The following is a 13,984-nucleotide window of genomic DNA, read 5'->3' as shown; positions in this document are numbered from 1 at the left end:
GAACCGGGCTTTCGGACAGGGCGCACCGGACAGCGGTGAACATGGAGCAGGCAGCGTGATGACCTCCCGCTTGCGCAGGCGGGGAGTGAGCAGGGGCGCCATGGGTCTGTTCCCGGTCCGGGACCGGTGTACGGCAGGGCCGTACACCGGTCGGCCGGGGCATCGGGCCGTCGGCGGGGCTCAGCCGACGGCCCGATGCCGGTGGGGGGAAGAGGTCGCGGACAGACGCGGCCGGGCGCCGATGGCCCGGCGGTTGGACGGCGCGAAGGCGCTCTCAGATGTCCTTGGCTACACGTCCGTTGGCCGAGGGCACCGGGCTGCCGGGTGTACCGGCCGGCAGCGGTCCCGCTCGCCCGGCCGACGCCAGCCGTCGGTCGACCCGCCGTCTCCACGCCGGAAGCCGTCCGAAGCGGCCGGTGTCCGGACACCGAAGAGTTCCCCCGGCGGAACGGGTGGGCGAAGGCGTCCTAGCTCCGGAGCCTGCCGACCGGATCCGCGACCCCGAGCGGCGTGGTCGTGCCCGTGGCCGTCCGCCGGCCCTCGACCGGCAGGACCACGACCCGCGCCCGTCAGGAGCTAAGCCACGACTGGTGCATGCCGTTGTTGCAGGTCCACTGAATCACCCTGGCTCCGGGTGTCGTGGTCGACGGCACTTCGAGGCACTTGCCGGAGTAGACGTTCCGAAACGATAGGTCGGTGGAGTCCCACCACCACTTCTCGTCGAAGGCACCGTTGCACGTGTACTGGATGGCCCCGGCCCCGTTGGCGAGACTGGATCCCACCCCCAAGCACTTCCCGGAGTACCGGTTCTTCAGGAAGTAAGCGCGGAAGCCGTTGTAGTCCGTGGTCGGGACCAAGTCCCAAAGCTCATCCAGTGCATTGTTGCAGGTCCACTGGATCACCGGGGCGCCGTTGCCGGTCTGGCTGCCCACTCCGGCGCACCGACCGCTGTAGAAGTTCTTCAGCATCCGGGACGCCATTGATCTCCTGGAATCGGGCGTGGAGACGGCCTGCGTCCCGGAAGAGCCGATCGCCCGCGCCTGGGCGGCGGCACTCACGTCCTGCCTGCCGACAGCGCCACTCGATGAAGCGGTGGCCAGCACTGTCGTGGCCATGACCGCTCCCACTAAAGCCACGGCACTGGTGATTCTGCGGATCCGCATACGCTCTCCCGATCTCGTTGCCGATGAACGATGTGCGTGTGAACCTACTGTCCGGCGTGGCCCGTGAGTCGACCGAGACTGCAGGATCACCCGACGATCCGTGCACAGTGCGTCTGCCGCCGCAGAGGTTCACCGGTTATCGCGGGCGGGCTGCAACGGTTCCTGCGTGCTCCGGGCAGGCGTACTGCACCACGTACGCGCGCGTGGGCAGCGGTCCGTTCATTCCCGGCCGCCCTTGTCCGCGAGGGCCCGGAGCAGTTCGGCGACCGCCCGGTCGATCTGCTGTTGCTCCCACGCGTCGTACAGGGCGGCGCGGCGCTCGGCGAACGCGGGGCCGGTTTCCCGTCGACGCAGCGCGGCCATGAGTGGTCGCCGTTGTCGTCGGGTCCTGTGCAGGCACCACACGAGCGGGGAGAAACGGGGCCATAGCCGGATCTCCAACTCCCCCACTGCTCGGGACCGGTCGGCGGACGCGGTAGCGGGGAACGGAGCATCCGGGTGGACGTACGAGAGAGCCACACACCCCGAGTCGTGTGTGGAGCACCCTGCGCCGCGCTGCTTCAGGCACGGGTCAGCCAGGTGGCCTCGAAACCATGCCGTCCGCCCCTCGAAAATGGCCTGAACAGACCTGACCGGCTGGAATACGATCTCCCGGTGGAAGAACTGGACGATCAGATACGCGCGGAACTTGAGGAGCTGGAGGCACGGGAAGCCGCGGATGCACGGGGAGAGCCCTACCCGGAACCGGAGGATCCCTTCCCGGAACCGGAGGGTCAGGTGCAGCCGCCCCCGGAGGGCTGGTTCCCCTGCCCTTGCTGCGGACACCAGATGTTCGGCGAGATGTGGGACTACGAGATCTGCTCCGTGTGTTTCTGGGAGGACGATCTCCTGCAGATGCGCTGGCCGTTGATGGCCGACGGGGCCAACGCCGTCTCGCTGGTGGAGGCCCAGCGGAACTACCAGCGGTTCGGCGCGATGGAAGAACGCTTCCGGAGCAAGGTGAGGCCGCCGAGGGGCGATGAACCGCTGGATCCGGGCTGGCGGCCCATCGACCTCACCCGGGACTCCTTTGAGGGCCCGGGCAGCGAGGCGACATGGCCCGACGACCTGACGGTGCTCTACTGGTGGCGCCCGACCTTCTGGCGGCGCGACGAACGACCGTCAGCGCACCCCGGCCGACCGGACTCCTGATCGTCCTGTTCACGCGGTGACCCGGGAGGGAATCGACAGGGAGCGCTGCCCGCTCGGTCCCGCGCCCCCGGCCTGTGAGGCGCGGGCGCCCGGGGCGGCGCTCGGCGAGCGACCCGCGCCGCTCCGGGCGCCCCGCCCCGGCCTGCCTCCGGCGCCCTCCGCACCGAACCGCGCCCGCCTACAGCCGCTGCAGAATCGTCGCCGTCGCCAGCGCCCCGCCCGCGCACATCGTCACCAGCGCGAACTCCTTGTCACGGCGTTCCAGTTCATGCAGGGCGGTCGTGATCAGCCGCGCCCCGGTGGCTCCGACCGGATGGCCCAGGGCGATCGCGCCGCCGTTGACGTTCACCTTCTCCAGGTCCTGTTCGAAGACCTGCGCCCAGCTCAGCACGACCGAGGCGAACGCCTCGTTGATCTCGACGAGGTCGATGTCCTTGAGGGACATCCCCGCCTTCCCCAGCACCGTCCGGGTCGCGTCGATCGGACCGTCCAGGTGAAAGCGCGGGTCCGCACCGACCAGCGCCTGGGCGACGATCCGCGCGCGGGGCTTGAGCTTCAGCGCCCGGGCCATCCGCTTCGACGCCCACATGATCGCGGCCGCGCCGTCGGAGATCTGCGAGGAAGTGCCCGCGGTGTGCAGGGCGGTCGGCAGTACGGGCTTCAGCCGGGCCAGCGCCTCCATGCTGGTGTCGCGCAGCCCCTCGTCCCGGTCGACGAGCCGCCACATGCCGTGGCCCGCCGCCTGCTCCTCCTCCGTCGTCGGCACCTGTACCGCGAAGGTCTCGCGTTTGAAGCGCTCCTCGGACCAGGCGATCGCGGCCCGCTCCTGGGACACGAGTCCGAGCGAGTCGACGCGTTCGCGGCTCAGCCCGCGATGGCGGGCGATCCGCTCCGCCGCCTCGAACTGGTTGGGCAGATCCACGTTCCACTCGTCGGGGAACGGCTTTCCGGGCCCGTGCTTGGAGCCGCTGCCCAGGGGCACCCGGGACATCGCCTCCACACCGCAGCTGATGCCGATGTCGATGACACCGGCGGAGATCATGTTCGCGACCATGTGCGACGCCTGCTGCGAGGATCCGCACTGACAGTCCACCGTGGACGCGGCCGTCTCGTACGGAAGCCCCACCGCGAGCCAGGCGTTGCGCGCGGGGTTCATGGACTGCTCGCCGGCGTGGGTGACCGTGCCGCCGACGATCTGCTCGACGCAGTCGGGCTGAATGCCCGTGCGGCCGAGCAGTTCACGGTAGGTCTCACCCAGCAGATAGGCGGGATGAAGATTGGCGAGCGCTCCCTGGCGCTTGCCGATCGGAGTGCGTACGGCTTCGACGATGACGGGTTCGGCGGCCATGGCTCGTCCTCTCCTCAACTGCGCGGGCGTCCCGGCGCTCCACGCAAGAACTAGTACGCGTTCTAGTTCTCCTGCCAGTCTTATGAGAGTTACCCTCGGTACGCAAGGGTCTTGCATGCCCTAACTGCGCGCACGATGCGCAACAGATCCCTCCATGACCCTTGCCACTTGTAGAACTCGTTATTAGCTTTCGGTCAACTTCTGATGGATCGTCAGAGATACTCGTGTCACCCGAGCCGCACCCAGAGACCTTGACACAGCCGCCGGACCTGGAGTTGCCGATGTCCTGCCCCCACCTGCCCGAAGGGTTCGACTTCACCGATCCCGATCTGCTGCGAACCCGGGTGCCGCACCCCGAGTTCGCCCTGATGAGAAAGACCGCACCGGTGTCGTGGTGCGCCCAGCGGCGCGGTGTGTCCGGCTTCGACGACGAGGGCTACTGGGCCGTGACACGGCACGCCGACGTCAAGTACGTCTCCACGCACCCCGAGCTGTTCTCGTCCTGGACCAACACCGCCGTGATCCGCTTCAACGAGTCCATCAAGCGCGACCAGATCGACGTCCAGCGGCTGATCATGCTGAACATGGACCCGCCCGAGCACACCCGCGTACGGCAGATCGTGCAGCGGGGCTTCACCCCCCGCTCGGTCAACTCCCTCCAGGCCGCGCTCCGGGACCGCGCGCACCGGATCGTGGCCGCGGCCGTCGAGCGCTCACGGACCGGTGGATCCTTCGACTTCGTGTCGAACATCGCCGTCGAACTCCCCCTCCAGGCCATCGCCGAGCTGATCGGCGTCCCCCAGGAGGACCGGGCCAGGATCTTCGAGTGGTCCAACACCATGGCCTCGTACGACGATCCCGAGTTCGCGATCACCGAGGAGGCCGGCGTCGAGGCGACGATGGAGTTCATGGCGTACTCGATGAACCTCGCCGCCGCCCGCAAGGAGTGCCCGGCCGAGGACATCGTCACCAAGCTGGTGGCGGCGGAGGGCTCGGGCAATCTGTCGTCGGACGAGTTCGGGTTCTTCGTCATCCTGCTGGCGGTCGCGGGCAACGAGACGACCCGTAACGCCATCACGCACGGGATGCACGCCTTCCTCACCCACCCCGAGCAGTGGGAACTCTACAAACGCGAACGCCCGGAGACGGCCGCCGAGGAGATCGTGCGCTGGGCCTCTCCCATCGTCTCCTTCCAGCGGACCGCGACCGAGGACCTCGTCCTCGGCGGTCAGGAGATCAAGAAGGGAGACCGGGTCGGGCTGTTCTACTCCTCCGCCAACAACGACCCCGAAGTCTTCGACTCGCCCGAGGTCTTCGACATCACCCGCGACCCGAACCCGCACCTCGGCTTCGGCGGCGGGGGCCCGCACTTCTGCCTGGGCAAGTCCCTCGCGGTGATGGAGATCAACCTGATGTTCAACGCGATCGCCGACGCCCTCCCCGACCTGCGTCTCGCGGGCGACCCCCGGCGGCTGCGCTCGGCCTGGCTGAACGGCATCAAGGAACTCCAGGTCACCGCTGGCGCCTGAGCGATCCGGCACCGAACCGGCACCCCAACCCGTCGCCGGGCCCCGCCGGTCCGGTGCCGGCCCGGCCACCCCGGCCCCGCGCGCCCTCGGTTCGGCGCCCTACGGGTTCCGGCGCCACACGGCACCGGTATCGGGTCCCCACGGCACCGGTTCGGGTCCGTACGGCATGTGTTCCGGCCGGGACACCATCGCCTCGGCCGCGTCATGACCGCTCCCGAGTGGCGGAACCCCGCGAGTCGGCGGATCCTGGCTGAACGCGGCGATCCACTCCCGGGGGGGGTACGGGCAGTCCCTTGTCCGTACCCCCCGGGGGCCGTTGCGCGCGTGGGGCCGCTCCGGCGGGCTACTTCGGTGCGGCCGGGACCGCGGATTCCTCGCGGCTGCCCGGTACGGTCTTCGTCCCGGACCCCGCGCCGGCCGCCGAACCCGCGCCCCGGTCCTGGTCTCCGGACGTCCGCGCCGCCGGTACGGCACCCGTACCCGCACCGGTACGCGTCTCGCCGCCTGTTGCGGAGTCCGTGCCCGTACCGCTGCCCGTGCCCGCCCGCGGCAGCAGCTTCCGCCGCCCCGACAGGACGTATGTCAGGGCGAAGCCCGCACCGACGACGGCCGCGCCGCCCACCGCGTCCAGCACCCAGTGATTGGCGGAGGCCACGATCACATAGAGCGTGATGAGCGGGTGGAGCAGTCCCAGTGCCTTCATCCACAGCTTCGGCGCGAGGACGACGACGACCACACCGCACCACAGGGACCAGCCGAAGTGCAGCGACGGCATCGCCGCGTACTGGTTGGTGACGGCGGTCATCGCGCCGAACTCCGGGTTGGCGAGGTCCTGGGTGCCGTGGACCGTGTCGACGAAGCCCATGCCGGGCATCAGACGCGGCGGGGCCAGCGGGTAGAGCCAGAAACCCACCAGCGCGAGGAGGGTGGCGAAGGCCAGCGAGGCGCGCGCCCAGCGGTACTCCGCGGGACGCCGGATGTAGAGGATCGCGAGAATCGCCAGCGGCACCGGGAAGTGGAACGACGTGTAGTAGAAGCCGAGGAAGTCCTCCAGCCACTGGACCTTCACCGTGGCCTGGTTGACCCAGTGCTCGATGTCGATGCCGAGGGCCCGCTCGATGGAGACGATCTGCCGTCCGTGTTCCTCGGCCGTGGCGGTGCTCGCGGTCGCGGCCAGCCGGATCTGCGAGTAGATGGAGTATCCGACGCGGATCACCAGGAGTTCGAGCAGCAGATTGGGCCGGCTCAGCGCTCGCCGCCAGAAGGGCAGCAGCGGGATACGGCTCCAGCGGGACGCGACGGGTGTGGCGTACTCGGTCGGCACGGGGCGCCGGAACTCCGGTGCGGTGCGCGAGAGGAACGGCACCACACAGGCGGCGGCGAGCGCCGCGATGAGCACGGCGTTGTCGCGTACGGGGTGGAGCACCTCCATGTTCGGCAGGAGCATCTTGTTGGGCAGGGTCATCGTGAGGACGACCAGCACCGGCCAGAGCATCCGGTCGGCGGCCCGCTTGCCGACCCGGCCGACGACGGCGAGGAGCACCCACAGCAGCTGGTGCTGCCAGGTGGTGGGCGAGACGGCGACGGCGACACAGCCGGTGACGGCGACGGCGAGGAGGAGCTGGCCGTCCTTCGCGTACCGGATGGCGCGGCGCAGTCCGAACCAGGCGACGACGGCGGCGAGGGAGAGGTAGAGCACGATCTCCAGCGGGCCTTCGAGGCCGAAGCGCAGGAGTGCGCCGTGCAGGGACTGGTTGGCGAGCCCGTCGGGGCGGCTGCCGAGCCCGGCTCCGGCCACGTGGTGGACCCAGTACGTCCACGAGTCGCTCGGCATGGCGGCCCAGGCGAGCGCCGTGGCGGCGGTGAAGGTGGCGGCCGTGGCGACGGCCGCGCGTCTGCGCCCGGTGAACCACAGCAGCGGCGCGAACAGCAGGACGGTGGGCTGGAGGGCCGCCCCGATGCCGATCAGCAGCCCGGAGGCCCGTTCACCGCGGGCGGCGAAGCAGCCGAGCAGGACGAGCAGCACCGGGATGATGCTGGTCTGGCCGAGGTAGAAGCTGTTGCGCACCGGCAGGGAGAGCATCAGCAGGCTGATCGCGATGGGAGCGGCGAGGAGTCCGCTGCGGCGCGAGACGGGCCCCGGCAGGGCGCGGGCGACGAGCATGCCGATGCCGGCGACCAGCAGCAGGGTGCCGAAGGTCCAGGCGACGCCGAGGCTCTGCTCGGCGGAGCGCGTGAGCGGCTTGAGTACCAGCCCGGCGAAGGGGGTACCGGTGAACCGGTCGGCGTCGTACAGCGAGCCGTTCACATGCAGCACGCCGTTGGGGCCGATCCAGGTCTCCAGGTCCATCAGCCGTTCACCGGGCGGCTGGCGCAGAACCGCCGCCGTCTGCCGTACGGCGAGGACGGCGGCCACGAGCCACAGCGCGGCCCTCACCGCGCCCATCCTCGTGTCCGTCGTCGCACTTCCGCGCACGCTGTGCTCCGCGTTCGCCACGTCGCGCCGCGCCTCCCCTACGTCCGTATGTCCGCGTTGTTCCGGCCCCCGGGACCGGTCGATGCCCCGGAGAAGCCTCCCATTGCCCGATGAAAAAGACTCGGGCAACCCCCTCTTTGCCTGACAGTCACCCGGTTTTGTTCGGATGTCCGGCAGCCCCGCCCCGGGACGTCCCGGTGTGGACGCCGGTACGGCCGCGCGGAGGGCATGCGGGGGAACATACAAGAACGGAGCGCCCCGCACCTGCGGGTTCTCCCTGCGGAGGGCGCGGGCGGCCACCGGTCGGCATAGGTTGGACCCATGACTCAGGAGCTGACACCGGACCAGTGGCGCCGGCGGTGGGATGCGGTCGACCGCTATGTGACCGAGTTGCTGGCCCCGCCCGACGAGGCGCTCACCCGGGCGCTCGCGGACAGTGACGCGGCCGGGCTGCCCTCGATCGCGGTCGCGGCCAATCAGGGAAAGCTGCTGCATCTGCTGGCGCGGACGCTGGGCGCGCGGACGGTGCTGGAGATCGGCACTCTGGGCGGCTACAGCACGATCTGGCTGGCCAGAGCGCTTCCGGCGACCGGCAGGCTGATCTCCCTGGAGTACAGCCCCGACCACGCGGAGGTGGCCCGTGCCAATCTGGCGCGTGCCGGTCTGGACTCGATCGCCGAGATCCGGACGGGACCCGCGCTGGAGACCCTGCCGATGCTGGCGGCGGAGCCGGGCGCCGGTCCGTTCGACCTGTTCTTCATCGACGCGGACAAGGTGAACAACCCGCGCTATGTGGAATGGGCCCTGAAGCTCTCCCGCCCCGGCAGCCTGATCGTCGTCGACAACGTCGTACGCGGCGGATCGATCCTGGACGCGGGCACCGACGACCCCGCCGTGCGGGGCACGCGCGAGATGTACGAGCTGGTGGCGCGGGAGCCCCGGCTGGACGCGACGGCGGTGCAGACCGTGGGCTCGAAGGGGTACGACGGCTTCCTGCTGGCGCGCGTGGTCTCCTGACACGCCCCGGGGCGGCACGTCCGGGTCAGGCCGGGCTTCCCGGACCGCCGGGCGGCCGCGGCTCGGCGCCGCCTGCGCGGGCCTGCCCGGCGGCCTGCGCGTCCAGCCGCCGCCCGCGCTGTCGGCCCTGCGGCGGCCGGCCCAGGAGTCGGAGTCGGGCACGCGGTACGGGCGCGGCTGACCTCCGGCCGCCGCCGCCCCGGGCCAGGGCGGTGGCCCGCCGTCGAGGGGCGGGCGGTACGGCCGCCCCTCCCGCACGCGCGCTCCCCCCCATGCCGGGTACACGTATTCCCGGAGTTCCGGAACCCGGCGACCCTCGCGGGAGTTGCCCTGTCATGACCAAAGGACCAGCACCCCGCGCCCTGACCGACGACGCCCTCTCCGAACTGCTGGACTCACAGCAGTTCGGCACGCTCGCCACCAACAAACGCAGCGGCCATCCGCATCTGACGACGATGCTCTACCGGTGGGACCCGGAGGACCGGATCGTACGGTTCTCCACCACCGCCGACCGCATCAAGGTCAAGCAGCTCCGGCGCGACCCGCGCGCGGCCCTGCATGTGAGGGGCGACGACGTGTGGTCGTTCGCCGTGGCCGAGGGGGAGGCGGAGGTCTCCGACGTGACCTCGGCCGCCGGGGACGCGACCGGGCGCGAACTGCTGGCGATGCTGCCCGAGGCCGCCCGGCCCGACGACGAGGGTGCCTTCCTGGAGCAGTTGGTGGCCGAGCGGCGCGTCGTGATCCGGCTGAAGGTGGGACGGCTGTACGGGACGGCGCTCGACGTCAGCGGCTGACCCGGCGGGCCGGGCCGCGCCCGCCGGGGGACCGGCTCGGTCCCACCAGAACGTCCAGCAGTGGGCGCCGACCGGTTTCTCCGCGTACGGACCACCCGGCGGGCCGGGCGACCGGCCGGCCGGGTTCAGCGGCACCGGTCGGCGGCAGCCGTCGGCGGCCCACAGGCAGGAGTCGGCGGGTCACCGGTTCGCGGTCCGGCGGTCGGCGGACGCCGGATCAGAGCTCCGGCGGTCGGCGGTTCGCGCGAGGCTCCGCAGCAGCCGTACGTAACGACTCCGGCGGGCGGGGCGCGACACCGTGCCCGTACACGCCCGTTCGGCCAGGTCGAGGCTGTCCTCCAGCAGGGCGTCGTGGAGCGGCCGGAAGACCAGGGGCCAGGTGAGTCGGGCGGGGCCGCGGAGGCTCATGGCGAGGGTGTGGCGCAGCACCGTGTGCCCCTCCCCCGCCGCCAGCGCGGCGAACTCGTGGAAGCCGTGGAAGCCGCGCGGGCCGGTGAAAGCGAACCGCACCCAGGTGGCGGGAACATATGCGGTGACGGTGTAGCGGACCGGGCCGTGGCCGCCGACCGCGCCCGCCTCCAGAGCGCGGTCGAACCGCATCCGCGGCCAGCTCCGATACGGCCACAGGCGGTCGCCGTCCCCCGACGACAGGGTGTCGATGAGGGCTCCCGCGACGGCCTGATCCACCGCCAGCAGCCGCTCGTGCACGTTGTAGACGCCCATCCGGTCCCCTTCCCCCGCGTCCGTCAGTTCTGGAGAGACCTCTCCATTATTGTGGAGAGTACTCTCTACTTCATGGCCAGACCACCCCGTTTCGACAAGGACCAGTTCCTCGACGCCGCCGTACGGCTCGCCGCCGCGTCCGGGCCGTCCGGGGTGACGATGTCGGCGGTCGCCCAGGAGGTCGGGGCACCGAGCGGGTCGGTCTACCACCGCTTCCCGGGCCGTCCGGCGCTGCTCGCCGAGGTGTGGCTGCGGACGGTCGGCCGGTTCCAGGACGGCTTTCTCCGGGCTCTCGCGTCGGATCCCTCCGGGGGCGCCGCGGCCCGCCATGTCGTCGCCTGGAGCCGTACGCATCCCGCCGAGGCCGCCCTGCTGCTGTACGGCCCCGAGGACTTCGGACGCGCCGACTGGTCCGAGGAGCACCGCGACCGGGCGCACCGGGGGAACCGGCAGGTGCGCCTCGCCCTCACCGGCCTCGCCCGGGCCCGGGGAGCCGAGGGCCCCCGCGCCCTCGAAAAGGCCGCGCTCGCCCTGGTCGATCTGCCGCTCTCGCTCGTACGCCGCCATCTGCGGGCCGGTACGCCCCTGCCCCGGCACGCCGAAGACCTCGCCGAGGAGTGCGCGAAGTCCCTGCTCCCCGGGCCGGAGCCCGGCTGACGGGTGACCCGGGGTGCCCCGGGACGAGGGCGGACCCCGTCGGGGGGTACGGTCGAGATCCCTCCTATGCGAAGGATGTCCTTGTGGCCAGCGTGGTGAAAATCAACGTCCTGACCGTCCCCGCCGAGCAGCGCGAGGTCCTGGAGAAGCGGTTCGCCGCCCGCGCGGGAAGCGTGGAGAACTCCGACGGGTTCGAGTGGTTCGAACTGCTGCGCCCGCTGGAGGGCACGGACCAGTACCTCGTCTACACCCGCTGGCGCAGCGAGGCCGACTTCGAGGCGTGGATGGCCGGTTCGATGCGCGGCGCGCACGCCCCGCAGGGCGGTGCCCAGGGCGGCGGCGCGCCCGGTGCCGGAGACCAGGGCGGCGAGCAGGCCAAGCCCGCGGCGACCGGGGCCACGCTCTGGTCGTTCGAGGTGGTCCAGTCGGCGGGCCCCAAGTCCCAGGACTGATCCGGCATCCGGCTTCCGGGCCCCGGCCTGTGGGCCCGGTCCCGGGCGATCCGTCCGGGAAGACCGTCCACGGTGGTCCGGGCGATCCGTCCGGGAAGACCGTCCAGGGTGGTCCGGTCCCGGCGGTTCCGGCCCGGTTCCGGCCGGTACAGGACACCCGGCGGGTGCGTACGTACGGCAAGCCCGCCCATCTCCCGGCGCCCGGCCGCCCCTCTGCCTCCCGGTCCGCCCGCCCCGTGGCGATCCGGTACGGCAAGGAGCCGGCTCCGGCGAGCGCCCGGCGGACGGGGCCGGGCGGTCCGGTTCCGGAGCCGGGTGACCGCGCCCGGAGGCCGGAACCGAAGGAGGAGGGCCGCAGGCCGCGCCTCGGAAGCCGGACCCCGCACGCGCCGGAAGCCGCCCGCCGTCACCGGGACGGCGGGTGACCGGGGCGACCGCGACCCGCCGCATGGCCTCGGCTCCGGCTCCGGCTCCGGCAGCGTGGCCCGCGGCGCGTACCCCGCCGTCTTCACCGCGTGATCAGTGGCCGCGGCCCGGGGGCGCGTGGTCGCGCCGGGGTCCGGGGCCGGTCGGGCGCTCCCGGTCCGATCCGCACAGCTCGGCGTTCAGCTCCTCCACCAGCTGCACCAGATCGGTCGGCCGGTCGGGACCCCACCAGTCGCCGAGCAGTTCGGCGAGCGACTCCTCCCGGGCCTTGGCGAGACGCACGGCGGTGTCGAGCCCCTGTTCGGTGAGGACCAGCTGCACCCCCTCACGGCGGGCGAGCCCGCGCACCTCCAGCTGTACGGCGGCGTCGGTGATCGCCCGCAGCGGCACGGGCGTGGTGTCGGCGAGCAGCCCCGGCTCCACGGTCCCGTGACGGCGGATGCGCAGCAGGAGCCAGCCGGCTGCGGGCAGCAGGTCGTATCCCGCCCGCACGATGATCTTCTCGTAGATCCGGCGTCTGCCCTCGCGCGAGCCGAGAACGGACAGCGCCCGGGCGACCTCCTCGCGGGAGGAGCGTTCGACCGGGTTGGAGGCGAGCGTCTGGCTGGGGTCCGGGGCGGTGACGGAGGCCCGGAGCCGGTCCTCCCGCAGAAACCAGGAGACGACGAACGCCAGGGCCATGATGGGCACCGCGTACAGGAACACGTTGGTGATGGCGGAGGCGTAGGCGTGGATCACGGGCTCGCGCAGGGCGGGCGTCAGCTTGGCGATGGCATGGGGGTCCGCGGCCAGCTCACTCGCTCCGGCGCCGGGCGGGACCGGCCGGCCGGTGAGCGCGGCCGAGAGTTTGTCCTGGAGCCCGTTGCTGAAGATCGTGCCGAAGATGGCGACGCCGAAGGAGGCCCCGATGGAGCGGAAGAAGGTGGCACCGGAGGTGGCGACGCCGAGGTCCTCGTAACGGACCGCGTTCTGCACCACCAGCACCAGCACCTGCATGACCAGGCCGAGTCCCGCGCCGAAGACGAAGAAATAGACGCTCATCTCCCAGGTGGGGCTGGACTCCGTCAGCCGGTGGAGCAGCAGCAGCCCGATCGCGGTGACGGCGGTCCCGACGACCGGGAAGACCTTCCAGCGGCCGGTGTCGCTGACGATCTGCCCGGACACGGTGGAGGCGACCAGCATGCCGACCACCATCGGCAGCATATGGACGCCGGACAGGGTGGGGCTGATGCCCTGGACGACCTGGAGGAAGGTCGGCAGGAAGGTCATCGCGCCGAACATCGCGAAGCCGATGATGAAGCTGATGACGGCGACGAGCGTGAAGGTACGGATACGGAAGAGGCGCAGCGGCAGCACGGGTTCGGCGGCCCGGCGTTCGACGCCGATGAACAGGACGAGCAGCACCGCGCCGAGCACGGCGAGCCCGATGATCTGCGGGGAGGCCCAGCCCCAGGTGGTGCCGCCGAGTGAGGCCACCAGGACGAGACAGGTGGCGACGGACGCGATGAGGAAGGTGCCGAGGTAGTCGATGGTGTGTCTGGTGGGGCGGGCGGGGATGTGCAGCACGGCGGCGATGACGGCGAGGGCGACCGCTCCGATGGGCAGATTGATGTAGAAGACCCACCGCCAGGAGAGGTGCTCGGTGAAGAATCCGCCGAGCAGGGGGCCGAGGACGCTGCTGGCGCCGAAGACCACGCCGAAGAGTCCCTGGTAGCGGCCGCGGTCGCGGGGCGGGACGATATCGCCGACGATCGCCATGGACAGGACCATGAGCCCGCCGCCGCCGAGTCCCTGGAGGGCCCGGAAGGCGATGAGCTGCGGCATGTTCTGCGAGAGGCCGCAGAGCGCGGAGCCGATGAGGAAGATGACGATGGCGGTCTGGAAGAGCTTCTTCCGGCCGTACTGGTCGCCGAGCTTGCCCCACAGCGGGGTCGCCGCCGTGGACGCCAGCAGATAGGCCGTGACCACCCAGGACAGATGCTCCAGCCCGCCGAGGTCGCTGACGATGGTGGGCAGTGCGGTGGAGACGATCGTCTGGTCGAGCGCGGCGAGCAGCATCCCGAGCAGCAGTGCGCCGACAGCGGCGAGGACGGTCCGCCGGCTCTGTCCCTCGCCGGGGGCCGGACTCATGGGCTGGGTGCGCACTTCTTGGGCCATACGGAAACTCCTCGCGACCGGAACCCTGTCAACCCCTTCAACCCCTTCATA

12 protein-coding genes are annotated in these 13,984 nt (G+C 71.3%); 6 read left to right on the top strand and 6 right to left on the bottom strand.

Features of this window, described 5'->3' with window-relative positions; all coding sequences use genetic code 11:
* Positions 1-569: 569 nt before the first annotated feature.
* Both ACFYT4_RS01500 and ACFYT4_RS01495 read right to left on the bottom strand, forming a co-directional pair.
* Entirely contained in the window at positions 570-1,115 is a 546-nt protein-coding gene (locus ACFYT4_RS01500) for an RICIN domain-containing protein (protein ID WP_389264110.1), read from the bottom strand.
* Positions 1,116-1,382: 267 nt separating this feature from the next.
* Positions 1,383-1,526 carry a hypothetical protein gene (locus ACFYT4_RS01495; RefSeq protein ID WP_389264108.1) on the bottom strand — a complete coding sequence of 48 codons (144 nt, stop codon included), beginning with the start codon at positions 1,524-1,526 and terminating at the stop codon, positions 1,383-1,385.
* A gap of 291 nt (positions 1,527-1,817) precedes the next feature.
* Between ACFYT4_RS01495 and ACFYT4_RS01490 the strand changes: the two genes are divergently transcribed.
* Positions 1,818-2,354, top strand: a complete 537-nt coding sequence (locus ACFYT4_RS01490) for a CPCC family cysteine-rich protein (protein ID WP_389264106.1) — start codon at positions 1,818-1,820, stop codon at positions 2,352-2,354.
* Positions 2,355-2,532: 178 nt separating this feature from the next.
* On the opposite strand, the gene ACFYT4_RS01485 is transcribed toward ACFYT4_RS01490, so the two are convergent.
* Complete coding sequence (locus ACFYT4_RS01485) at positions 2,533-3,702, bottom strand: steroid 3-ketoacyl-CoA thiolase (RefSeq protein ID WP_389264104.1); 1,170 nt, start codon at positions 3,700-3,702, stop codon at positions 2,533-2,535.
* A 281-nt stretch (positions 3,703-3,983) separates the two neighbouring features.
* Here ACFYT4_RS01485 and ACFYT4_RS01480 point away from each other — a divergent pair, with 281 nt between their 5' ends.
* Positions 3,984-5,231: a cytochrome P450 gene (locus tag ACFYT4_RS01480; protein WP_389264256.1), complete on the top strand. Its 1,248-nt coding sequence runs from the start codon at positions 3,984-3,986 to the stop codon at positions 5,229-5,231.
* 343 nt (positions 5,232-5,574) lie between these two features.
* Here ACFYT4_RS01480 and ACFYT4_RS01475 read toward each other — a convergent pair whose 3' ends face one another.
* Positions 5,575-7,728 carry a bifunctional glycosyltransferase 87/phosphatase PAP2 family protein gene (locus tag ACFYT4_RS01475; protein WP_389264102.1) on the bottom strand — a complete coding sequence of 718 codons (2,154 nt, stop codon included), beginning with the start codon at positions 7,726-7,728 and terminating at the stop codon, positions 5,575-5,577.
* A 300-nt stretch (positions 7,729-8,028) separates the two neighbouring features.
* On the opposite strand from ACFYT4_RS01475, the gene ACFYT4_RS01470 reads away from it, so the two are divergent.
* Together ACFYT4_RS01470 and ACFYT4_RS01465 are read left to right on the top strand one after the other, a co-directional pair.
* Entirely contained in the window at positions 8,029-8,724 is a 696-nt protein-coding gene (locus ACFYT4_RS01470) for an O-methyltransferase (protein WP_389264100.1), read from the top strand.
* Between the two features lie 335 nt (positions 8,725-9,059).
* Entirely contained in the window at positions 9,060-9,518 is a 459-nt protein-coding gene (locus ACFYT4_RS01465) for a pyridoxamine 5'-phosphate oxidase family protein (RefSeq protein WP_389264098.1), read from the top strand.
* Positions 9,519-9,698: 180 nt separating this feature from the next.
* Here ACFYT4_RS01465 and ACFYT4_RS01460 read toward each other — a convergent pair whose 3' ends face one another.
* The gene (locus ACFYT4_RS01460) at positions 9,699-10,241 is read right to left on the bottom strand and encodes an SRPBCC family protein (protein WP_389264096.1); all 543 of its coding nucleotides are present in this window, start codon (positions 10,239-10,241) and stop codon (positions 9,699-9,701) included.
* Positions 10,242-10,313: 72 nt separating this feature from the next.
* Here ACFYT4_RS01460 and ACFYT4_RS01455 point away from each other — a divergent pair, with 72 nt between their 5' ends.
* Both ACFYT4_RS01455 and ACFYT4_RS01450 read left to right on the top strand, forming a co-directional pair.
* Positions 10,314-10,898 carry a TetR/AcrR family transcriptional regulator gene (locus ACFYT4_RS01455; RefSeq protein ID WP_389264094.1) on the top strand — a complete coding sequence of 195 codons (585 nt, stop codon included), beginning with the start codon at positions 10,314-10,316 and terminating at the stop codon, positions 10,896-10,898.
* A gap of 83 nt (positions 10,899-10,981) precedes the next feature.
* Positions 10,982-11,350 (top strand): antibiotic biosynthesis monooxygenase family protein, encoded by a 369-nt coding sequence (locus ACFYT4_RS01450; RefSeq protein WP_389264092.1) that lies wholly within the window; start codon positions 10,982-10,984, stop codon positions 11,348-11,350.
* A 519-nt stretch (positions 11,351-11,869) separates the two neighbouring features.
* On the opposite strand, the gene ACFYT4_RS01445 is transcribed toward ACFYT4_RS01450, so the two are convergent.
* Entirely contained in the window at positions 11,870-13,933 is a 2,064-nt protein-coding gene (locus tag ACFYT4_RS01445; RefSeq protein WP_389264090.1) for a DHA2 family efflux MFS transporter permease subunit, read from the bottom strand.
* Positions 13,934-13,984: the final 51 nt, after the last annotated feature.

Source organism: Streptomyces sp. NPDC004609, assembly GCF_042873655.1.
Lineage (GTDB): Bacteria > Actinomycetota > Actinomycetes > Streptomycetales > Streptomycetaceae > Streptomyces.
The sequence above is the reverse complement of the archived record's forward strand: the minus strand, read 5'-3'. Positions and strand labels throughout refer to the sequence as shown.